Below are 21,509 nucleotides of genomic sequence, written 5' to 3' on the forward strand. Positions count from 1 at the left end.
CCGAACATCAGCAGCATCAGCGTGCCGTGCATGGTGAACAGCTGGTTGTACTGCTCCTTGGTCTCCAGGATCTGCATGCCCGGGGCGAAGAGCTCGGCGCGGATCAGCAGCGCCATGACGCCGGCGATGCAGAAGAAGGCGAAGGAGGTGATCAGGTACATGTACCCGATCGTCTTGTGGTCGGTGGACGTGATCCAGTTGACGACCATCCGTCCCTTGGACCGGGGCACCACGCGCGGAGCGACAGTGGCTGCCTCGTCCCGTGAATACTCGAGTGTGGACACCGGTACTCCTTAGTTGTTAAAAGATTCTTGCTGCTGGTCGTCCGCGCCCGGGTAGGAGTCGCGGCTGTACTCCTCGCCCAGGGCCCCGGTCTGGCCGGCGTCGCGCAAGGACTGGATGTGGGCGTCGTACTCGGCCTGGCTGACCACGTTGACGTTGAACAGCATCTCCGAGTGGTACTCGCCGCAGAACTCGGCGCACTTGCCGAAGTACTCGCCCTCACGGCCCGTGGTGATGCTGATGTTGTTGGTGCGTCCCGGGAACATGTCCGCCTTCTCGAGGAACGCGGGGACCCAGAAGGAGTGGATGACGTCGCGGGAGGTGACCTGCAGCTCGACGTCGCTGTCGACGGGCAGGTACAGGGTGGGCACCCGCTCGGGGACGCCCTCCTCGCCGTCGAGGTGGCCCTGGATGCCGGTGTCCCAGACGTCGTCGGTCAGGTAGTTGAAGTCCCAGGCCCACTGCTTGCCGTAGACCTGGACGGTCACGTCCGGGTTGTCGTGCTGGGCCGTGATCTCGGCCTGGGTCCGCTCGGTGAAGAAGAACAGGGACATGATCAGGGCGATCGGGACGATCGTGTAGAAGACCTCGAGCGGGGCGTGGTACGCCACCTGGCGCGGGTAGCCGGTCTCGTTCTTGCGCCGGCGGTAGGCGATCATGCACCAGAGCATGAGGCCCCAGGTCACCAGTCCCACGACGAGGGCCGCGATCCAGGACCCGACCCACAGGTCGAGGATCATGTCGGCGTTGTCGGTGGTGCCACGCTCGGTGGGCATCCAGCCGAGCTTCGCCTCTTCCGAGCAACCCGTCAGCGCGGTTGCTGCCAGGACTGCTACCGCAGACACCTTCGCCGTGCGGCGCCGGAGGCTGTCGGTTCGTGTGTGCGAACTCACAGACGGCCCTTCCTCTTCTTCTCGTGCTCGTCGTCTGCGCGCCGAAGGCCCCGATTCGAAGAGCCCGGACACAGTCAGGTGGAATGTTTCCCTCCGAGCTTACCCCGTGTCGCTGACATCTGGTGACACAGTGTCAGCTTCCGCGCGGCGCTCGGAGGCCCCTCTTGGAGCGGTCCGCGGGACCCCCCGGAAACGCCGAGAGGCCCGCCGTCCGGACGGACGACGGGCCTATCGGGAGGAGCGGACGGACTCAGTGGAAGGAGTCGCCGCAGGCGCAGGAACCCCCCGCGTTGGGGTTGTCGATCGAGAACCCCTGCTTGGAGATCGTGTCCTCGAAGTCGACCGTGGAGCCCTCGAGGTAGGGCACGCTCATCTTGTCCACGATGACCTCGACGCCGCCGAAGTCCCGCACGGAGTCCCCGTCCAGGATGCGCTCGTCGAAGTACAGCTGGTAGATGAGGCCCGAGCAGCCGCCGGGCTGGACCGCCACGCGCAGCCGGAGGTCGGTGCGGCCCTCCTGCTCGAGCAGGGCGCGGACCTTCTGGGACGCGACGTCGGTCAGCTGGACGCCGTGGGTGGGCAGGCCGTCCACTGCGGCGCCGTTCTCGGTCGTGACGCTCATGATGCTCACTTTCTGTGGAGGGGTGCCGCACGGGGTCGGACCGGCGGCGGGTCTGTCACGGGCACAACGGATAGGCGATCGGGTTCATTCCCGGATCCGCCGCCCGGGGCGGGCGGCGTCGTCGAGGGCGAGCAGCATCAGCGTCTCCGCGACCACCGCGCGCTCGAACTCCGCCAGGTGCAGCGACTCGTTGGCGCTGTGCGCCCGGGAGTCCGGGTCCTCGACGCCCGTGATGAGGATGCCGGCCTCAGGATAGACCTCCAGGAGGTCCGCGGTGAAGGGGATGGAGCCGCCGATGCCCGTCTCCACGGCGGGCCGGCCCCACGCCTCCCCCAGCGCCCACCGGGCGATCCGCGCGGACTCCGAGCTCATGTCGGTGCGGAAGGACTGTCCCGTCTCCTCGAGCTCGAAGCGCACGTGCGCCCCGAACGGGGCGTGCTCCTCCACGTGGCGCCGGAGGGCCTCCGCGGCCTCGGCGGGGTCCTGGCCCGGCGCCGTGCGCAGGCTCAGCTTCGCGCGGGCGGATGCGGCGATGGTGTTGGCGGCGGTGTCCACGGGCGTGACGTCCATGCCCGTGACCGACAGCGCGGGCTGCGTCCAGAGCCGGGAGGCGATCGAACCGCGCCCGGCCAGCCGGACGCCCTCCAGGACCGCCGCGTCGGCCCGGAACCGCTCCTCGTCGTAGACCAGGTCGGTGCGGTCCTCGGCGAGCAGCCCCTCGACGGCGACCGCGCCGTCGTCGTCGTGCAGGGTCGCGATGAGCCGGGCCAGCAGCGTGGGCGCGTCCAGGACCGGGCCGCCGTACATGCCCGAGTGCACGGCGTGCTCGAGCACGGACAGCTCCACGACGGCGCCGACCATCCCGCGCAGGCTCGTGGTCAGGGCGGGCACGCCGACCTCCCAGTTGGCGGAGTCCGCGATGACGATGACGTCCGCGGCCAGCCGTTCCCGGTGGGCCTCCAGGAAGTCCCGGAAGGACGGGGAGCCGGCCTCCTCCTCCCCCTCCACGAAGACGGTCACGCCGAGGCCGAAGTCGTCGCCGCGGTGGGCGGTCGCGGCGCGCAGGGCGGCGGCGTGGGCCATCACCCCGGCCTTGTCGTCGGCCGCGCCCCGCCCGTACAGGCGGCCGTCGCGCTCCTCGGCGACGAACGGTTCGGAGTCCCACAGCTCGCGCCGGCCCGGGGGCTGGACGTCGTGGTGGGCGTAGAGCAGCACGGTCGGCCGGCCGGGCGCGGGCCGGCGGTGGGCGACGACGGCGGGGTGTCCCGGCCCGTCACCCAGGGGCACGCGCAGGATCTCCACCTCCTCCAGGCCGGCGTCCGCGAGCACGCCGGCCACGGCCACCGCACTGCGCTCGAGCTGCGCGGCGTCGAAGGACTCCCAGGCGATGCCGGGGATCGCGACCAGCTCGACGAGCTGCTCGAGGGTCCGCGGCATGTCCGCGCGCACGGCCGCGCGCACGGTGTCGACGGGGACGGGGACGGTCGGGGCACAGGGCTCGCTCATGGCACCCACCCTATGTCCGGGGCCCGGCGGGGGCCGGCAGGTCCGTCGGCTATCCTTGACGGGTGTTTGGACGCAAGAAGGAAGCAGACCGCGCAGGGTCCACGTCGGTGACCGCTGCGGCCGCCCCCACGGAACCGGTGGCCGCCCCGCGGCAGACCCCGGGCAAGGGCCGGCCCACGCCCAGCCGCCGGCAGCAGGAGGCGGCCCGGCGCCGGCCCCTGGTCCCGGAGGACCGCAAGGCCGCGAAGGCGCAGTCCCGCGACGCCGCGCGCGAGCAGCGGATGCGGGCGCAGGCCGGCATGGCGGCCGGGGACGAACGGTTCCTCGGGCCGCGGGACCGCGGCCCGCAGCGCCGGTTCGCGCGGGACTGGGTGGACTCCCGGATCAACGTGGGCGAGTACCTCATGGTTGTCGCGCTGCTCGCGCTCGTCATCCTGTTCTTCCCCGTCCAGGACGTGGCCACCTACGGCGTCTACCTCATCTGGGCGCTGATGATCCTGGGCATCGTGGACGCCGTGCTGTCGACGGCCCGGATGAAGAAGGCCATGCAGGCGAAGTTCGGGACCGTGGAGCGCGGCGTGCGCTGGTACGCCGCGATGCGCTCCTTCACGATGCGCCGCCTCCGCCTGCCCAAGCCCCAGGTCGCCCGCGGGGAGCGCCCCTCCTGAGCCCCGGTCGGCCCGCGCCCGGCGCAGGGCCCGGCCGCGACAGGACTGCCCCCGGACCGCACGGTCCGGGGGCAGTCCTGTGCCCGCCGACGGGGCGGCGGTCGGCGGCGCCCCGTCGTAACGGGAGCCGTCAGCCCCGGTGAGCCGTCAGCTCCAGGCGCGGCCCGCCCGGCGCGCCAGGCCCTGGTTGATGCGGCGCGCCCAGAAGGGACCCTCGTAGAGGAAAGCGGTGTAGCCCTGCACGAGAGTCGCGCCGGCGTCGAGGCGCTCCTGGACGTCCTCCGCCGTGGTCACCCCGCCCACGGAGACCAGCACCAGCCGGTCCCCCACGCGCTCGCGCAGCAGCCGCAGCACCTCGAGGGAGCGCCGCCGCAGCGGGGCCCCGGAGAGCCCGCCGGCCCCATGGGCCTCGATCTCGGCGGGGTCGGAGACCAGCCCCAGCCCGGTCCGGGCGATGGTCGTGTTGGTGGCCACGATGCCGTCCAGGCCCAGGTCGAGGGCCAGGTCCGCGACGGCCAGCACGTCCTCGTCAGACAGGTCCGGGGCGATCTTCACGAGCAGCGGGACGTGCCGGTCCGCGGCCTCGTCGGCCGCGCGGCCCACCGCGCCGAGCAGCGGCCGCAGGCTCTCGATCTCCTGCAGCTGGCGCAGGCCCGGGGTGTTGGGCGAGGACACGTTGACCACGAGGTAGTCCGCGAGGGGGGCGAGGACCCGGGCGCTCTGCAGGTAGTCGTCCACCGCGTCCTCCAGCGGCACCGCCTTGGTCTTGCCGATGTTGACGCCGAGCACCGGACGGGCGCGGCCGCGGTGGTCCGCCTCGAGCTCGCGGCGCGCCTGCGCGAGGCGCGGGGCCACGGCCGCCGCACCCTCGTTGTTGAAGCCCATCCGGTTGATCACGGCCCGGTCCCGGACGAGCCGGAACAGACGGGGCCGGGGGTTGCCCGGCTGCGCCTGGGCGGTCACGGTGCCGATCTCGACGTGCCCGAAGCCGAGGTCGGTGAGGGCGCCGATCCCCTCGCCGCCCTTGTCGAAACCGGCCGCCAGCCCGAACGGGGACGGGAACCGCAGGCCCAGCGCCTCCACCTCGAGCGCGGGATCGGGCCGGGTGTAGACCCGCAGCGCGGTGCTGATCCGGGCGGCGCGCGCCGCCCGGATCCCGAGGAACCCCACCCGGTGGGCCCGTTCGGGGTCCATCCGGGAGAAGACAGCCGTGAAGAACGTAGGGTAGAAGCGCATGGTCCCAGTCTTCCACAGGGCACTCCTCCGGCCGGGCGGCCGCGGAGGGGCTTGACGGACCGGCGCCCCGACGGGCCGCCCGCACGAGGTGAGGGCATGGGTGCTCCCCCGGACCCGTGGGTCCCCGACGTGCTGGGACCCGGCTTCCGCGCGCGGACCGTGGACCTGGACCCCGGCTCCGCCCCCCACTCCACCGCCACGGTGGTCCGCTACCGGCCGGGGGACGTCCCGCTCGTGCCGGGCCGACTGCGCGGGGCCGTGCTGTACCTGCACGGCTGGTCCGACTACTTCTTCAACGCCGAGCTGGCCCGGACGTGCGCGGCCGCGGGCTACGCGTTCTACGCCCTGGACCTGCACGGCTACGGCCGGAACCTCACCGACGAGGTGCTCGCCGTGGAGGAGGGCCGCCCGGGCCACACCACGGACCTCGCGGACTACGACGACGACATCGCCGCGGCGCTCGGCGTGATGGCCGAGGACGGTCTGCCCGGTCCGCGGGGGCGGCTCGTGCTGATGGGCCACTCGACCGGGGGGCTCACCGCGGCGATGTGGGCCTCACGGCACCCCGACCGGCTCGACGGACTGGCCCTCAACGCCCCCTGGATCGGCAGCCACGGCTCCGACGCCGTGGGCGCCGTCCTGCGCCCCCTGGTGGCCCGGCTCGCCGAGCAGCGCCCGGACGTCCCGGTGCGGGCCCGGCTGCGCAGCCACTACTACCGGGTGATCAGCGAGCACGCGGAGGGCGAGTGGCCGATCGACGCCCGGTGGCGGCCCGAGACCAGCTTCGACATCACCCCGGGGTGGCTCAACGCTGTCCTTCAGGCTCAGGGTGAAGTGGCGAAGGGTTTGAACCTTCACCTTCCAGTGCTGGTGCAGACCTCGGCCCGCTCGTGCATCCGCCCCTGGTGGAGCGAGCGGATGCGCTCGGCCGACACCGTGCTGGACGTCCGGCAGATCCGCCGGCACGCGCCCGATCTGGGCACCGACGTGACGCTGCGCTCCTACGAGGGCGCCGTCCACGACGTGCACCTCTCCCGGCAGGCCGTGCGCCGGGCCGCGCAGAGGGATCTCGCCGCCTGGCTGCGCGGTCTGCGACGGCGCCGGCCTCAGGCGGAGGCGCCGGGGCCGGCGACGCGGTCGACGGCTCCGCCGTAGCGCCGGTCCCGCCGGGCGTAGACCTCCACGGCCTCCCACAGGGTGCGGCGGTCGACGTCCGGCCAGAGCACGTCCTGGAAGACGAGCTCGGCGTAGGCGGACTGCCACAGGAGGAAGTTGGAGATCCGCTGCTCCCCGGAGGAGCGCAGGAAGAGGTCGACGTCCGGCAGGTCGGGCTCGTCGAGGTAGCGCTGGACGGTCTTCTCGTCGATGCTGCGCGGGTTCAGGACGCCCGCCCGGGCGTCGGCGGCGATGGCGGCCGCGGCGTCGGCGATCTCGGCCCGCCCCCCGTAGTTCACGCACATGGTGAGGGTGACGACGTCGTTGTCGCGGGTGGCCCGCTCGGCCTCCTCCAGGCGGTTGATGACCGAGCGCCACAGGCGGGGCTTGCGCCCGGCCCACCGGATCCGGATGCCCCACTCCTGGAAGGTGGGCAGCTGGCGCTCCATGACGTCGGCGGTGTAGTTCATCAGGAACGTCACCTCGTCCAGGGAGCGCTTCCAGTTCTCGGTGGAGAACGCGTAGGCGCTGACGTACGGGATGTCCATCTCGATGGCCCCGGCCATCACCTCGATCAGGGCCGCCTCCCCCGCCTTGTGGCCCTCGTTGCGCGGCAGCCCGCGCTGGTTCGCCCAGCGCCCGTTCCCGTCCATGACCACGGCCACGTGCTGCGGCACGAACTGCCGCGGGATCGGCGGGGCGCTGGCGCCGCTGGGATGGGCGGGCGGGGCGGCAAAGCCGGGCATGGTCAGCTCCGTTCCACGAGGTTCAGGGACCGGACGGCCCTCTCCAGGTGCCACTGTACGTAGGTGGCCACGATCCCGGCGGCGGCCCGGGCCGTGCGGGGCTCCACGGCGTCGATCCGCTCCCACGCCCCGGTGAGCAGGGCGGAGAGGTGCTCGACGGTCGCGGGGTCGGGGGCGGCGGCCCCCGGCGGGCGGCAGGCCGGGCAGACGGCGCCGCCGAGCGGGGCCGAGAACGCCTCGTGCGGTCCGGGGGCGCCGCACCGGGCGCAGTCGGTGAAGCTCGGGGCCCACCCGGCCGTGGACACGGCGCGCAGCAGGTAGGAGTCCAGGACGGCCCCGGGTTCGTGCAGCCCGCGGGCCAGGGCGGACAGGGCGCCGACGAGCAGCCGGTACTGCTGGGCCGCGGACTCGTCGTCGTTCTCCGTGAACTTCTCCGCGGCCTCGGTCATGGCCGCGGCGGCGGTGTACTTGGCGTAGTCGGCGGCGATGACCGACCCGTAGCCGCGCTTGCCCAGCGCCTGGGAGATGATGTCGAGGTTGCGACCGGTGACCAGCTGCAGCTCCGCGACGTTGAACGGCTCGAGCCGGGAGCCGAAGCGGGAGGTCGTGCGCCGCACGCCCTTGGCCACGGCCCGGACCTGCCCGTGGTCCCGGGTCAGGAGCACGACGATCCGGTCGGCCTCGCCGAGCTTGTAGGTGCGCAGCACGACGGCGTCGTCCCGGTAGCTGCGTGATGCGAACGTCGTCCTGGCCACCGCATCATTGTCCCACGCGGGGCGGACGGCGCAGGCCGACGGCGCAGCGGGACGGGCCGGGCGGGACGACGACGGCGGGCCGCCCCACGTCCGGGGCGGCCCGCCGTCGCACGGTGCGCCGGGCGCTCAGCCCTGGGCGTCCCGCACGGCCCGGTTGACCGCCGAGACGAGGGCCTTCAGGGACGCGCGGGTGGTGTTCGCGTCGATGCCGACGCCCCACAGGACGCGGTCCCCCACGGCGGCCTCGACGTAGCTGGCCGCCTGGGCGTCGCCGCCGGCCGAGAGGGCGTGCTCGCTGTAGTCGAGCACGCGCACGTCCACGCCCTCGGACGCGAGGATCGTCTGCAGCGCCTCGATGGGGCCGTTGCCCTGCGCCGTGCGGTGGTGCTGGACGCCGTCGACGTCCAGGCCGATCTCGAGGGTGCTCTCCCCGTCCTCCTCGGAGGTCGTGGTGATGTTGGTGATCCGGTACCGGCCCCAGCGCCCGGCGTCCCCGTCCTGGACGGTGGGCAGGTACTCGTCCGCGAACACCTTCCACAGCTCCGCGCCGGAGACCTCCCCGCCGGAGGTGTCGGTGTGCTCCTGCACCACGCGGGAGAACTCGATCTGCGCCCGCCGCGGCAGGTCCAGCCCGTGCTCGTTGGCGAGCAGGTAGGCGACCCCGCCCTTGCCGGACTGCGAGTTCACCCGGATGACGGCCTCGTAGGTGCGGCCCAGGTCCTTGGGGTCGATGGGCAGGTAGGGCACGGCCCACACCAGCTCGTCGACGCCCCGGCCCTGCTCCTGCGCGTCCCGGGCCATCCGGTCGAAGCCCTTCTTGATGGCGTCCTGGTGGGAGCCGGAGAACGCCGTGAACACGAGGTCCCCGCCGTAGGGGGCCCGCTCGGGGACGGGCAGCTGGTTGCAGTACTCGACGGTCCGGCGGATGTCGTCGATGTCGGAGAAGTCGATCTGCGGGTCCACGCCCTGGGTCAGCAGGTTCAGGCCCAGGGTCACCAGGTCCACGTTGCCGGTCCGCTCACCGTTGCCGAACAGGCAGCCCTCGATGCGGTCGGCGCCGGCCAGGTAGCCCAGCTCGGCCGCCGCCACGCCGGTGCCGCGGTCGTTGTGGGGGTGCAGGGAGACCACGGTGGCGTCCCGGTTGTAGAGGTTGCGGCACATCCACTCGATGGAGTCGGCGTAGACGTTGGGGGTGGCCATCTCCACGGTGGCGGGCAGGTTGAGGATCATCTCCCGGTCCCCGCCGATCTCGAAGGTCTCGGCCACGGCGTTGGCGATGCGCGCCGCGAACTCGAGCTCGGTGCCGGTGTAGGACTCCGGGGAGTACTCGTAGGTCACGGACGTGTTCTTCAGCTGCTCCTCGTACTTCAGGCACAGCCGCGCCCCCGTGAGGGCGATGTCCACGATCCCGTCCATGTCCTGGTCGAAGACCACGCGCCGCTGCAGGGTGGAGGTCGCGTTGTAGAGGTGCACGATCGCCTTGTCGGCGCCGTCGATGGCCTCGTAGGTGCGCTCGATGAGGTGCTCACGGGACTGGGTCAGGACCTGGATCGTGACGTCGTCGGGGATCCGGTCCTCCTCGATGAGCCGGCGCACGAAGTCGAAGTCGGTCTGGGAGGCGGAGGGGAACCCGACCTCGATCTCCTTGTAGCCCATCCGCACGAGCAGCTCGAACATCTTGAGCTTGCGGTCGGAGTTCATGGGGTCGATCAGCGCCTGGTTGCCGTCCCGCAGGTCCACGGCGCACCACCGGGGCGCCTCGGTGATCACCCGGTCCGGCCAGGTGCGGTCGGAGAGGTCGAACGGGAACTGCTGCTGGTACGGCACGTACTTGTGGATCGGCATGCCGGAGGGCTGCTGGTAGTTGCGCATGGAAGGGGCCTGTTCTGCTCGAGACGTCTGCGGGTGGCCGGGCATCAGGAACTCCGCAACGGGAGGCCGGCCATCCAGTCCTCGGGTCAGGCCCCGTTGCGGCACGTAAGGAGGAGGAGCGTCCCGGTCCGCATGTGTTCAACCTATCACGGGGCGTCCGGCGCGCCGGGTCGCGTTCTCACCAGTCGCCGGCCGCCTGCTGGCAGGTGTACTGCTCCGCGGTCTGGCCGTTGAGCTCCCCGGGCAGCCCCGCCCCGAGCTCGAGCCGCTCCCCCTCGCGGAAGTCCTGGCCCACCGACACGAACACCCCCACCACGTCGGTGGTCGGCACGATCTGCGAGGAGGGGACGCCGAGCAGCTCGGCGACCTCGACGGCCGCCTCGTACCACCCCGCGCCGAAGAAGATCTGCGTGCCCGGCAGCTCGGTGGCCTGCGGGCCGGACTCGACGGCCGTGTAGCCCTCGTCCTCGAGCACGTCCGCGATGTCCGCGTCCCGGCCGTCGACGCCGGAGACGTTGGCGACCGTGAGCGGGACCGTGGCCGGGTCGACCGTGGGGGCCGGGACGGCGGCGTCGGGCGACGGGGTCGCGGAGGAGGTCGGCTCGTCGGCCGGCTCCGCGGAGGGCGACGTGAGCGGCCGGTCCTCGCGCAGCGCCTCGAAGAGGTGCTCGGCCGGGTCCGCGTCGAGCTGGAGCCGGTTGGGGTCCAGCGCGTAGGGCTCGGTGGGCGCCGTCACGAAGACCATGCTGCCCAGGTCGATCCCCCGGACCGCCGTGCCGAGGCCGACCACCGTCGGGACGGAGCCGAGCCCCTCGTCGACGTGCAGGTTGCGGGTGGCGACGTCGGCGATCTCGTAGAGCTTCGGCAGGTCCGACAGCGTCCCCTCGTCCTTGATCTTGCGGGCCATGGACGCGAGGAACGACTGCTGGGAGCGGATCCGGCTCGTGTCCCCGCCGTCGCCGAAGGCGGCGCGGCTGCGCAGGAACGCCAGGGCCTGCTCGCCCTCCACGGAGGAGACGCCGGCGGGCAGCTCCAGCCCCGACTTCGGGTCGTCGACGGCGTCGTTGACGCACACCTCGACGCCGCCCACGGTCGAGGACAGCTCCTTGACGGCGTTGAAGTCGGCGAGCATGAAGTGGTCGATCTTGAGGCCGGTCATCTGGTTGACGGTGGCGACCGTGCACCCGGGGCCGCCGTTGGCGATCGCCGAGTTCAGCATCGCGTCCTCCTCCGCCGGGTGGACCTCGCCGGACTCGGGGTCCGTGCAGCGCGGGATGTCCGCGACCAGGTCGCGCGGCAGGGACACCACGGTCACGCCGCTGCGGTCCTCGCTCACGTGCACCAGCATCATGACGTCGGTCAGGCCGGCGCCGGCGCTGTCCTCGTCGTCGCCGTACCGGTCGTTGCCCTCGCCGTCACGGGTGTCGGTGCCCATCACGAGGATGTCCAGCGGGCCGGCCTCGGGGCCGGTCCCGTCGCCGAGGTCGAGCGGGGAGGTGTCCAGGTTGGACTGCAGCCGCCAGGTCGCGGCCACGCCGGCCCCGAGGACCGCGAGCAGGACGACGACCAGCCCGACGGCGGCCCAGCGCTTCCGGGACCATCGGCGGGCGCGGTGGCGTCCGTGGGCGGCGGGGGGCGTAGAGGACACGGTGACTCTCTCCTGGCAGGCCCCGGGCGCGGGGCCCGGGGTCGGGGGGACGGCGCCCGGCCGGGGCGCCGGGTGTCATGCTAGTCGCCCGCCCCGGGACTCGGGGCGGGCGACGCGGCGGGGTGGGGGCGCGATCCGGGGGCGCCGGGTGGCTCAGAAGCCCAGGCGGGACAGCTGCTTGGGGTCGCGCTGCCACTCCTTGGCGATCTTCACGTGCAGGTCGAGGTAGACCTTCGTGCCCAGCAGCGCCTCGATGGCGGTCCGGGACCGGGTGCCGATCTCGCGCAGCCGCGCGCCGCCCTTGCCGATGATGATGGCCTTCTGCGACGACCGCTCGACGTAGACGTTGACCCGCACGTCGAGCAGCGGCCGGTCCGCGGGGCGGCCCTCGCGGGCCACCATCTCCTCGACCACGACCGCGAGGGAGTGCGGCAGCTCGTCCCGCACCCCCTCCAGGGCGGCCTCCCGGACGAGCTCGGCGACCATCGTCATCTCGGGCTCGTCGGTCAGCTCGCCGTCGGGGTACAGGGCCGGGGACTCCGGCATCCTGCCGATGAGCAGCCCGGCGAGGGCGTCGACCTGGAAGCCGTCCACGGCGGAGACGGGGATGACCTCGGCCCAGCCCGGGTCGTCGGCGTCGGGACGGGGCGCGTGCGCGGCCGCGGAGCGGTGGCGGGGCTTGCGGGCGGCACGCTCGGCGCGCTCGGCGCGGACCCGGTGCTCGGCCTCCATGACGGAGCGGCCCAGCTCGGTGACCGCCAGCAGCTGCTCGGCGAGCTCGGCGCGGGAGACGGTGTCCGTCTTCGTGACGATCGCCACGACCGGCTTGTTGCCGGAGGCCGCGAGCTGCTGGGCGATGAACCGGTCCCCGGGGCCGATCTTCTCGTCGGCGGGCACGCAGAAGCCGATGACGTCGACCTCCGCGAGGGTGTCCGCCACGAGGTCGTTGAGCCGCTCGCCGAGCAGCGTCCGCGGCCGGTGCAGGCCCGGGGTGTCCACGAGCACGAGCTGGCCCTCGGGCCGGTGCACGATGCCCCGGATGGTGTGCCGCGTGGTCTGCGGCCGGCTCGAGGTGATCGCGACCTTCTGCCCGACCAGGGCGTTGGTGAGCGTGGACTTCCCGGCGTTGGGGCGGCCGACCAGCACGGCGAAGCCGGCGCGGAACGGGACCGGCTCCCCGGTGGTGGGCTCGCCGGCCCGAGGGGGCACGGCGGGTGTGGGCTCAGACATGGTGGTGGGTCTCCTCCTCGGACTCCTGGGCGGCGGGCTCCACGGCCGTGGAGCCCGGGGGGACCCAGTCGGGGTCCCGGCGGACCTCGAGCTGGCCCACCCGGTTGCGCCGGCCCTCCAGGGTGACGGCCTCGAGGACGATGCCCTCGACGGTGGCGCGGGAGCCCACGATGGGCACCCGGCCGGTGGACTTGGCGAGCAGGCCGCCGGCCGTGTCCACCTCGTCGTCCTCGAGGTCGAGGCCGAACAGGTCGCCCAGGTCCTCGACGCTGAGCCGGGCGGAGATGCGGTAGCGGCCGTCGCCGAGCTCGGCGACCTCGGGCTTCTCGCGGTCGTACTCGTCGACGATCTCGCCGAGCAGCTCCTCGATGAGGTCCTCGAGGGTCACCAGCCCGGCGGTGCCGCCGTACTCGTCGACGACGATCGCCACGTGGATCGACTCGAGCTGCATCTCGCGCAGCAGCTCGTTGACCTTCTTCGACTCGGGCACGTAGCGGACCTCGCGGGCGAGCTCGGAGAGCCCCGTGAGCCGCAGCCCGGTGCCCAGCCGGTGCACCCGCTCCGCGAGGTCCTTCTGGTACAGGATGCCGAGGACGTCGTCGGCGCTCTCGCCGATCACCGGGATGCGGGAGTAGCCGGAGCGGAAGAAGAGGTTCAGGGCGTTGTCCACGGTGTCGTCGTCGTCGACGGAGACCATGTCGGTGCGGGGCACCATGACGGCCCGGACGTTGGTGTCGTCGAGGTCGAAGACCGAGTGCAGCAGCTCCGCCTCGTTGTCCTCGATGAGGGCCTGGCCCGTGGACCGGTCCACGAACTCCAGCAGCTCCTCCTCGGTGAGGTAGCCGGGGGCGATGTTCCCCGCGTCCCGGGTGCCCGAGGAGCCCAGCCGCACGAGCATCCCGGGGACCGGCCCGAGCACGATGCGCAGCAGGCGCACCAGGCCGGCGGTCGCCCGGAGAGTGCCGGCGGCGTGGCTGCGCCCGACCTGGCGCGGGGAGACCCCGGTGAGGACGAAGCCCACGGCGGCCATCACCACGGTGGCCAGGAGACCGGCGAGCCAGACGTCGTCGAGGCCGTCGAACATCGCGAGGGCCACCGCCACGGCGGAGGCCGTCTCGAACCACACGCTCCAGAAGCGCAGGGCCTGCAGGTGCGCGGTGGGCGTGGCCAGGATCCTGGCGGCGGAGGAGTCGGGGGCGTCCCGGGCGATGGCCTCGGCGTCCGCGCGGGGCAGGTAGGTCAGGCCCGTCTCGGCGGCCGTGAGGACGAACGCCGTGCCCAGGAACACGATCGCCGCGACGACCAGGACGGCAGTGGTCATCATGGGGCGCTACTCCATGGTCTCGACCGGCGCGGGCCGGCCGAGGAAGTCGGTGAGCAGGTCCCGCTGGAGGGCGAACATGACCTGCCGCTCCTCGGGCTCGGCGTGGTCGTGCCCCAGCAGGTGCAGGATCCCGTGGGTGGTGAGCAGGCACAGCTCGTCCGCGACGGAGTGACCGCCGGCCTCGGCCTGCCGGCGGGCGACCGGGGGGCACAGCACGATGTCGCCCAGGGTGCCCTCCGCGGGCTCCTCCGGGGTCCCCGGGCGCATCTCGTCCATGGGGAAGGAGAGCACGTCCGTGGGGCCGGGCAGGTCCATCCACTCGACGTGCAGGCGGGCCATCTCGTCCTCGTCGACCACCGCGATGGACAGCTCCGCGTCGGGGTGGACGTGCAGGCGCTCCAGGACGTGGTCCGCGAGCCGGCCCAGCAGCTCGACGTCGACCGCCTCCCAGGCCGCGCGGTCCCCGGCGGGGACGTCCTGCGGGTCGACCTGCAGGTCGAACTCGACGGCCATCAGGCCTCCGCCCCGTCCGCGTCCGGGGCCGCCGGCGCGGCGTCGCGGGCGGCACGGGCGTCGTCCTTGCGCCGGCGCCGTTCGTTGCGGTGCCGGTTGGTCGTGTCGAAGGCGTCGTAGGCGCTGACGATCCGGCCCACCAGCTCGTGGCGCACCACGTCCTCCGCGGTCATCTCCGTGAACGCGACGTCCGGGACGCCGCTGAGCACGTGCTGGACCTGGCGCAGACCGGAGGACGCGCTGCCCGGCAGGTCCACCTGGGTGACGTCCCCGGTGACGACCATCTTGGAGCCGAAGCCGAGCCGGGTGAGGAACATCTTCATCTGCTCGGGCGTGGTGTTCTGCGCCTCGTCGAGGATGATGAACGCGTCGTTGAGGGTGCGGCCGCGCATGTAGGCGAGGGGGGCGACCTCGATGGTGCCCGCCTCCAGGAGGCGGGGGATCGAGTCCGGGTCCATCATGTCGTGCAGCGCGTCGTAGAGCGGGCGCAGGTACGGGTCGATCTTCTCGCTGAGCGTCCCGGGCAGGAAGCCCAGCCGCTCCCCCGCCTCCACGGCGGGGCGCGTGAGGATGATCCGGGAGACCTCCTTGGCCTGCAGCGCCTGGACGGCCTTCGCCATGGCCAGGTAGGTCTTGCCGGTGCCGGCGGGACCGATGCCGAAGACCACGGTGTGCTCGTCGATGGCATCCACGTAGGTCTTCTGGTGCAGCGTCTTGGGGCGGATCTTGCGGCCGCGGCCGGAGAGGATGTTCTGGGTCAGGGCGCCGCTGGGGCGGGCGGTGAGGTCCCTGCCGATCAGCTCGAGCAGCTGGGTGATGACCTGCGGGGTGACCGCGGTCTCGCGGCCGGCCAGGACCTTCAGCTCGTCGAAGAGGGTGGCGACGATCTGCACGGGCCCGCTGGGGCCCTCGATGCCGAGCTCGAGACCGCGCGGGCTGGTCGTGAGGCCGGGGAACGCCGTCTCCACCTGGCGCAGGGTGTCGTCCCCGGAGCCGAGGCACCGGACCATCGTCTCGCGGTCGGGGAAGGTGATGACGGTGCGGGCCGTCAGGGGGTGCGTGGTGCCGGGCAGCGTCTCAGTCATGGGTCCGGCCGCGCGGGCCGTGCTCTCGCTCTCTCGTGGGTCGCCGTGGTAGGGACGGCGGACGGGACTCGTCCTCACCCCAGGGTACCGCGCGGCTCCGGCACCGGAGGTCGCCCGCCGCACATTGCGATTTGGTATCGGTCACGCCCGCCGGGGCTCCTCGGCTGGGGGCGTCCACGGGCCCTGTGCTGGAATGGTCCGGTCCTCCGGCAGGGGGACAGGTGCGGCCTCCCCCGGTGCCGGCACCGCCCCACCCGATCCCGGAAAGCCGAGGTGCGCGTCCCCCCATGGCCACTGCCCGTTCCCGGCCCCGGTCCGCCCGCGGCCGGCTCCCCGTGCTCGCCCTGTCCGCCGTGGGCGCCCTGGTCCTCGGCGCGTGCGGCACCGGTCCGGAGCCCGCCCTCGAGGGCACGGTCAGCGCGTCGGGCGCCGCGCCGGCCGCGTCCACCACGGCGAGCACCGCGGACGGCCGGGTGGCCACCACGAAGCTGCCCGTCTACTGGGTGGGCCGCGCGGACGGCGAGGAGCGGCTGTTCCGCGAGTTCCGGGACGCCTCCGAGGCGGCCGCGGCCGTGGACCCCATCGCGGCGGCGGCGGCGCTGATGACCGGGGCGACCCCGGAGGACCCGGACTACCGGACGCTGTGGTCCCCGGTGGACCGGGTGGGCGCCTCGACGTCCCCGGGCGGGACCATCACCGTGGACCTGCCGTCCGAGGCCTTCCGCCCGGACCTGGACGACCGCGAGGTCCGGCTGGCCCTCCAGCAGCTCGCGCACACCGTGACCGCCACGGCGGCCACGGCGGGCCTGCTGCCGGAGGGCTCCGCGGCCGAGGTCGTGGTGCTCGTGGACGGCCGGCCCGACGAGGAGGTCTTCGGCTCCGTGCGCCTCGACGGCCCTCTCCGCCCCGACGAGGCGCTGGAGGCCCCGCTCTGGCTCGACGAGCCCCGGCAGGACGAACGGTCCGAGGGGACCCTCACCCTCTCGGGACGGGCGCTGGACGAGGTGCGGGACTGCCGGTGGACCGTGGCCGGACCGGACGGGGAGCGCGTCTCGAGCGGCACGGCGGACGAGGTCCCGCGGGGCGACGGGACCGCCGGGTTCCGGGCCGAGCTCGAGCTGGAGCCGGGCCCCTACGTGGTGACGGTCGTCGGCCGGGACGCCGAGGGCGGGACCGTGCGCGACGACAAGGACGTGGAGGTCGTCCCCGGCTGAACCGGACGTCCGGGGCTCAGGGGGTCCCGGACGCCCAGCGGCCGAGTGCGGCGCTGAGCACCGCCAGCGCGGCCGGTCCGGCGGTGGAGCTGCGCAGCACCTCCGGGCCGAGCCGGACCGCGAGGGCCCCCGCCCCGGCCAGGACCTCGAGCTCCGCCGGCGCGACGCCCCCCTCGGGGCCCACCACCAGAACGATCCGCTCGGCGCCCGCCCACGGGGCACCGGGGGTGCCGGCGGCGCCGGCCAGGTCGGCGAGGGACTCGTGCGCCTCCTCGTGCAGGACGAGGCCGCGGGTCCCCGGCTCCCCGAGCAGGCGGGCGAGCTCAGGGGTGGCGGACAGGGGCAGCACCTCGGGCCAGACCGCCCGCCGCGACTGCTTGGCGGCCGCCGCGACGGTGTGCACCCACTTCTCGTGGCTCTTGGCGGCGCGCTCCTTCTTCCACCGCACGATCGAGCGGTCGGCCTGCCAGGGCACCACGGCGTCGACGCCCAGCTCGGTGGCCGTCTCCACGGCCAGCAGGTCCCGGTCGCCCTTCGCGAGGGCCTGGACGAGGACCAGCCGGGGCGTGCGGGCGGGCTCGGTGGTCACCGAGACCACGCCGACCTCCATGCTGTCCCGGTCCCCCGCGCGCAGCTCCCCGGTGGCCCGGGTCCCCGCACCGTCGACGAGCTCGAGCCGCTCACCGGGCGCGAGCCGGCGCACGGTGACGGCGTGCCGGGCCTCCGGGCCGGTGACGGTGAGCGCCGCCCCGGGACCGAGACCGGCGAGCCGGCCCGGCTCGACCTTGAAGACCGGCAGGCTCACAGGTCGGAGAACCGGTCCTTGAGCCGGGAGAAGAAGCCGCCGGAGCCGGCCGGGGAGTTCAGGGTGGTGCCGGTGGACTGGTCCTCGCCGCGCAGCCGGGACAGCTGCTCGAGCAGCTCGCGCTGCTCGTCGTCGAGCGCCGTGGGGGTCTCGACCTCGAGGTGGACGAACAGCTCGCCCCGGCCGCCGCCGCGCAGCCGGGTGGCACCGAGCTCGTGCAGGGTCACGGTGTGGCCGGTCTGCGTGCCGGGGCCGACGGGCACCTCGCGCTCGCCGTCGAAGGTCTCGAGGGTCACAGTGGTGCCGAGGGCCGCGGAGGTCATGGGCACCCGGACGCGGGCGTGCAGGTCGTCGCCCTGGCGCTCGAACGTGGGGTCGGGATCGACCTTGAGCTCGACGTAGAGGTCGCCGTTCGGCCCGCCTGCGGTGCCGGCCTCGCCCTGACCCGAGAGGCGGATCCGGTTGCCGGTCGAGACGCCGGCGGGGATCTTGACGGTCAGCGGGCGGCGGTCGCGCACGCGGCCCTCGCCGTAGCACTCGTGGCACGGGTGCTTGATGACGGTGCCGAAGCCCTGGCAGGTGGCGCACGGCGCCGCCGTGACCACGGTCCCGAGGATCGACTGGACCTGGCGCTGCACCTGGCCGGATCCGTGGCAGACGTCGCAGGTCTCGGGCTGGGTGCCCGCCTGGCAGCAGGTGCCGTCGCAGGTGGGACAGACCACGGCGGTGTCCACGGTGATCTTCTTCTCCGTGCCGAAGACCGCGTCCCGGAGGGTGACCCGGACGTTGATCAGGGCGTCCTGGCCCTGGCGGGTGCGGGACGCGGGTCCGCGCCGGCCGGAGCCGGCGCCGCCGGCGCCCTGGAAGAAGGTGTCGAAGATGTCGGCGAAGCCGAACCCCGTGCCGGGGAAGCCCCCGCCGAAGCCGGTGTCGGTGCCGTTCTCGTTGCCGGTCGCATCGTAGACGCGCCGCTTCTCGGGGTCGGAGAGGACGTCGTTGGCGTGGGAGAGGCGCTTGAAGTCCTCGGCGGCCTCCGGGCCGGGGTTGACGTCGGGGTGCAGCCGGCGGGCCTTCTTGCGGTAGGCCTTCTTGATCTCTTCCTGGCTGGCGTCCCGGGACACGCCCAGGGTCTCGTAGTGATCGCTCACCGTGGTCCGTTCTGTCGAGAGGTCTGTGGTGGGTTTCGCTGGTGGGCCCCGGGGACGGGGCCCGCGGGGGCTCAGCCCCCGAGGATACGGGAGAGGTAGCGGGCGACGGCGCGCACGGCGGCCATCGTGGACGGGTAGTCCATGCGCATGGGGCCCACGACCCCCACCTTGGACTGCGGCCCGTAGCCGGTGGCGACGACGGCGGCCTCGGACAGGGGGCCCTCGGCGTTCTCCGTGCCGATCCGCACGGCCACCCCGCGGGCGTCCTGCTCCATCTCGGAGAGCAGCCGGAGCATCACCACCTGCTCCTCGAGGGCCTCGAGGACCGGGCCGATGCTCAGGTGGAAGTCCCCGGTGGAGCGGGCGAGGTTGGCGGTGCCGGCCATGACCATGCGGTGCTCGGCCCCGCCCGCCGCGAGGGCGCCGACGGCCTCCGCCACGGCGGCGGCGGCCGACTGCAGCGGCGGGGCGGTGGCCGCGGTCATCACGGCGAGGGCGTCCGGCACCGCGGTCAGGGAGCGCCCGACCACGGCGGCCAGCACCCGGGCGCGCAGCTCGAGCAGCTGGGACTCCTCGAGCGGCGCCCGCAGCACGGCGACGCGCTGCGCCACCCGGCCGTTGGTCGGGATGAGCACCACCAGCACCCGGCCGGCGCCGAGGTCCACGACCTCGACGTGGCGCACGGTGACCCCGGAGGCGTGCGGGTACTGCACGACCGCGACCTGCTGGGTGAGCTGCGCGAGCAGCCGCACGGTGCGCTCCATGACGTCGTCGATGTCCGCGGCGTCGTCCAGCAGCCGCTGGATGGCCCGCCGTTCCGGGCCCGAGAGCGGCTTGACGGCCGCGATCTGGTCGACGAACGTGCGGTAGCCCTTGTCCGTGGGGATCCGGCCCGAGCTCGTGTGGGGGGCCGTGATCAGGCCCTCCTCCTCGAGCGCGGCCATGTCGTTGCGCACGGTGGCCGACGAGACGCCGAGCCGGTGCCGGTCCACGAGGGCCTTGGAGCCGACCGGCTCGCGGAAGTGCACGTAGTCCTCCACGATGGCCTGCAGGATCTGCAGTCGTCTCGGATGGTTCACGTCGCTCCTCCCCGGTTCGTCCACGCCCCCGAAGATGCCCTGGCACTCGGGTGGCCACAGTGCCAACGGCGTCCAGTGTAGCCCCCGTGTCCGACGGCCGGTCGCCCCCGCGGTTTGGTACGCTTCCGGCTGATCCGCGCCGGACGCGCGGCACCGCGACCCGGGAGGACGACCATGAGCCACCACGGCTGGGGGCCGCGCAGCCTCGACGACGACGCCCTCGCCCGCCGCCGGCCGGTCTCCGCGGAGGTCCCGGTCGCCCCGGGGATGATCCTGGAGGACGTCGCGACCGGCTGGGTCGGCGCGGTCGTGTCCCTGGAGACCATCGGCGGGATGCGCGTGCTGGGACTCGAGGACCGGAGGGGGCGGGTCAAGGCGTTCCCCCTGGGACCGGGGTTCCTGCTCGAGGGCGAGCCCGTGGTCGTCGTCGAGCCCCGCCGGGCCCCCGCGGCGCGCAAGCCCTCCCGCACGCGCTCGGGCTCCGTGGCCGTCGAAGGGCTGCGCGCGAGCACCGCCAAGGCCTCCCGGGTGTGGGTCGAGGGCTACCACGACGCCGAACTGGTGGCCAAGGTGTGGGGCCACGACCTGGCGGTCGAGGGCATCGTCGTGGAGCCGCTGCACGGCATCGACGACCTGCCCGCCGCCGTGCGGGAGTTCGGGCCGGGCCCCGGGCGGCGGCTCGGCATCCTCGTCGACCACCTCGTGGCCGGCTCCAAGGAGTCGAGGATCGCCGCGGAGACCATGCGCCTGCCCGGCGCAGCGGGCAACGTCCTGGTGCTGGGCCACCCGTACGTCGACATCTGGCAGGCGGTCAGGCCGCGCACCCTCGGCATCGACGCCTGGCCCGTGGTCCCGCGGGGCACGGACTGGAAGACCGGCACCGCCGCCGCCCTCGGGTGGCCGCACCGCACCCCCGGCGACCTCGGCCGGGCCTGGCAGCACATCCTGTCCCGCGTGGACAGCTACGCCGACCTCGAGCCGTCCCTGCTGGGCCGGGTCGAGGAGCTCATCGACTTCCTCACCGCCCCCGGGGCCTGACCCGGCGCCCCGCGTGCACGGGCAACGCCCAGCAGATCGTCACAAAGGCACACGTGCGCGGGGCCGATCCTCCGCCTCCGGGCCGGTCGGTAGGATGGTCGTGTCCCACCCACCGTCCGCGGCCCCGCCGCGGTCCCACCGCCGAAGGACATCCGTGCCCGTGCAGACCGACCCCCGACCGAGCCGCGACGACGCCGGGGCCCCGTTCGAGGGCCTCTCCCCCGTGGCCCAGCCGCTGACCGTCACCGAGGACCACCAGTGGGCGACCCTGGCGCACTTCGGCGGCGTCATCGGCTTCCTCCCCTCGTTCCTCGTCCACCGCGTCTTCCGCGGGCGCGGCCCGTTCACGGAGCAGGAGTCGATGGAGGCCATGAACTTCACCCTGCTGCCGACCCTCGTGGTGGTCACCGGGATCCTGTTCGCCCCGGTGCCGTTCATCGGCTGGTTCTTCGCGCTCGCCGCCGCCGCCGCGTGGCTGCTGCTCGCCGTCGGCTCCCTGATCGGCGGGGTCCGGGTCAACCGCGGCGAACCGCACCTCTACCGCTTCAACACCCGGCTCTACGACCGGCTCGTCGAGCGCCTCCGCGAGCGGTCCCGGGGGCGCGCCGCGCGCGGCTGATCCCGGTCCGCGCCGGGGACGTCCCTGACGGACGCATCCGTTCCTCGTGCGGGCGCCCCGGCCGGGGTGCC

General features: G+C 73.6%; 21 protein-coding genes. 5 read left to right on the forward strand and 16 right to left on the reverse strand.

Going from position 1 to position 21,509, the window contains the following annotated elements; genetic code table 11:
- The 4 genes from CRM73_RS09675 to CRM73_RS09690 all read right to left on the reverse strand — a co-directional run.
- A partial coding sequence (locus CRM73_RS09675; RefSeq protein WP_229587532.1) for a cbb3-type cytochrome c oxidase subunit I occupies nt 1–284 on the reverse strand: 284 nt, incomplete at its 3' end.
- Between the two features lie 9 nt (nt 285–293).
- A complete protein-coding gene (coxB, locus tag CRM73_RS09680) occupies nt 294–1,175 on the reverse strand; it encodes a cytochrome c oxidase subunit II (protein ID WP_031283271.1) in 882 nt (293 codons plus the stop codon).
- Between the two features lie 250 nt (nt 1,176–1,425).
- The gene (locus tag CRM73_RS09685) at nt 1,426–1,797 is read right to left on the reverse strand and encodes an iron-sulfur cluster assembly accessory protein (RefSeq protein WP_017833990.1); all 372 of its coding nucleotides are present in this window, start codon (nt 1,795–1,797) and stop codon (nt 1,426–1,428) included.
- An 84-nt stretch (nt 1,798–1,881) separates the two neighbouring features.
- Nucleotides 1,882–3,303, reverse strand: coding sequence for a dipeptidase (locus CRM73_RS09690; RefSeq protein WP_017833989.1), 1,422 nt, complete (start codon nt 3,301–3,303; stop codon nt 1,882–1,884).
- A 62-nt stretch (nt 3,304–3,365) separates the two neighbouring features.
- Between CRM73_RS09690 and CRM73_RS09695 the strand changes: the two genes are divergently transcribed.
- The gene (locus tag CRM73_RS09695) at nt 3,366–3,971 is read left to right on the forward strand and encodes a DUF3043 domain-containing protein (protein WP_031283270.1); all 606 of its coding nucleotides are present in this window, start codon (nt 3,366–3,368) and stop codon (nt 3,969–3,971) included.
- Between the two features lie 147 nt (nt 3,972–4,118).
- On the opposite strand, the gene CRM73_RS09700 is transcribed toward CRM73_RS09695, so the two are convergent.
- A complete protein-coding gene (locus tag CRM73_RS09700) occupies nt 4,119–5,207 on the reverse strand; it encodes a quinone-dependent dihydroorotate dehydrogenase (protein WP_109269174.1) in 1,089 nt (362 codons plus the stop codon).
- A 96-nt stretch (nt 5,208–5,303) separates the two neighbouring features.
- Here CRM73_RS09700 and CRM73_RS09705 point away from each other — a divergent pair, with 96 nt between their 5' ends.
- Complete coding sequence (locus CRM73_RS09705) at nt 5,304–6,362, forward strand: alpha/beta hydrolase (protein ID WP_017833986.1); 1,059 nt, start codon at nt 5,304–5,306, stop codon at nt 6,360–6,362.
- On the opposite strand, the gene CRM73_RS09710 is transcribed toward CRM73_RS09705, so the two are convergent.
- From CRM73_RS09710 to CRM73_RS09745, 8 genes are all read right to left on the reverse strand, one after another.
- Complete coding sequence (locus tag CRM73_RS09710) at nt 6,314–7,108, reverse strand: isoprenyl transferase (protein ID WP_109269173.1); 795 nt, start codon at nt 7,106–7,108, stop codon at nt 6,314–6,316. The genes CRM73_RS09705 and CRM73_RS09710 overlap by 49 nt on opposite strands.
- A gap of 2 nt (nt 7,109–7,110) precedes the next feature.
- Nucleotides 7,111–7,863, reverse strand: coding sequence for a DNA repair protein RecO (gene recO / locus CRM73_RS09715; protein WP_109269172.1), 753 nt, complete (start codon nt 7,861–7,863; stop codon nt 7,111–7,113).
- A gap of 126 nt (nt 7,864–7,989) precedes the next feature.
- The gene (gene leuA / locus CRM73_RS09720; protein ID WP_017833983.1) at nt 7,990–9,735 is read right to left on the reverse strand and encodes a 2-isopropylmalate synthase; all 1,746 of its coding nucleotides are present in this window, start codon (nt 9,733–9,735) and stop codon (nt 7,990–7,992) included.
- Nucleotides 9,736–9,913: 178 nt separating this feature from the next.
- Nucleotides 9,914–11,383, reverse strand: a complete 1,470-nt coding sequence (locus tag CRM73_RS09725; protein WP_144836112.1) for an LCP family protein — start codon at nt 11,381–11,383, stop codon at nt 9,914–9,916.
- A 153-nt stretch (nt 11,384–11,536) separates the two neighbouring features.
- Nucleotides 11,537–12,613 carry a GTPase Era gene (locus CRM73_RS09730; protein WP_229587534.1) on the reverse strand — a complete coding sequence of 359 codons (1,077 nt, stop codon included), beginning with the start codon at nt 12,611–12,613 and terminating at the stop codon, nt 11,537–11,539.
- The gene (locus tag CRM73_RS09735) at nt 12,606–13,934 is read right to left on the reverse strand and encodes a hemolysin family protein (protein WP_370658534.1); all 1,329 of its coding nucleotides are present in this window, start codon (nt 13,932–13,934) and stop codon (nt 12,606–12,608) included. The genes CRM73_RS09730 and CRM73_RS09735 overlap by 8 nt, the downstream gene beginning before the upstream one ends.
- Before the next feature lie 9 nt (nt 13,935–13,943).
- A complete protein-coding gene (gene ybeY, locus CRM73_RS09740; RefSeq protein ID WP_229587536.1) occupies nt 13,944–14,450 on the reverse strand; it encodes an rRNA maturation RNase YbeY in 507 nt (168 codons plus the stop codon).
- On the reverse strand, nt 14,450–15,535 hold the full coding sequence (locus tag CRM73_RS09745; RefSeq protein ID WP_017833978.1) for a PhoH family protein: 1,086 nt from the start codon (nt 15,533–15,535) through the stop codon (nt 14,450–14,452). The genes ybeY and CRM73_RS09745 overlap by 1 nt, the downstream gene beginning before the upstream one ends.
- A gap of 287 nt (nt 15,536–15,822) precedes the next feature.
- Here CRM73_RS09745 and CRM73_RS09750 point away from each other — a divergent pair, with 287 nt between their 5' ends.
- Nucleotides 15,823–16,749: a GerMN domain-containing protein gene (locus tag CRM73_RS09750; protein ID WP_052133025.1), complete on the forward strand. Its 927-nt coding sequence runs from the start codon at nt 15,823–15,825 to the stop codon at nt 16,747–16,749.
- A gap of 16 nt (nt 16,750–16,765) precedes the next feature.
- On the opposite strand, the gene CRM73_RS09755 is transcribed toward CRM73_RS09750, so the two are convergent.
- The 3 genes from CRM73_RS09755 to hrcA all read right to left on the reverse strand — a co-directional run bounded on the left by CRM73_RS09755 (nt 16,766) and on the right by hrcA (nt 19,781).
- A complete protein-coding gene (locus CRM73_RS09755; protein WP_109244400.1) occupies nt 16,766–17,554 on the reverse strand; it encodes a 16S rRNA (uracil(1498)-N(3))-methyltransferase in 789 nt (262 codons plus the stop codon).
- Entirely contained in the window at nt 17,551–18,702 is a 1,152-nt protein-coding gene (gene dnaJ / locus CRM73_RS09760; protein ID WP_035928454.1) for a molecular chaperone DnaJ, read from the reverse strand. Before dnaJ ends, CRM73_RS09755 begins: the two co-directional genes overlap by 4 nt.
- Before the next feature lie 71 nt (nt 18,703–18,773).
- Nucleotides 18,774–19,781: a heat-inducible transcriptional repressor HrcA gene (hrcA, locus tag CRM73_RS09765; RefSeq protein WP_109222630.1), complete on the reverse strand. Its 1,008-nt coding sequence runs from the start codon at nt 19,779–19,781 to the stop codon at nt 18,774–18,776.
- A gap of 174 nt (nt 19,782–19,955) precedes the next feature.
- On the opposite strand from hrcA, the gene CRM73_RS09770 reads away from it, so the two are divergent.
- Nucleotides 19,956–20,819 (forward strand): DUF3097 domain-containing protein, encoded by an 864-nt coding sequence (locus CRM73_RS09770; protein ID WP_109222631.1) that lies wholly within the window; start codon nt 19,956–19,958, stop codon nt 20,817–20,819.
- Between the two features lie 154 nt (nt 20,820–20,973).
- The gene (locus CRM73_RS09775; RefSeq protein ID WP_109244398.1) at nt 20,974–21,438 is read left to right on the forward strand and encodes a DUF4870 domain-containing protein; all 465 of its coding nucleotides are present in this window, start codon (nt 20,974–20,976) and stop codon (nt 21,436–21,438) included.
- Nucleotides 21,439–21,509: the final 71 nt, after the last annotated feature.

It is taken from the genome of Kocuria sp. CCUG 69068 (assembly GCF_020833785.1).
Taxonomy (GTDB): Bacteria; Actinomycetota; Actinomycetes; order Actinomycetales; family Micrococcaceae; genus Kocuria; species Kocuria rosea.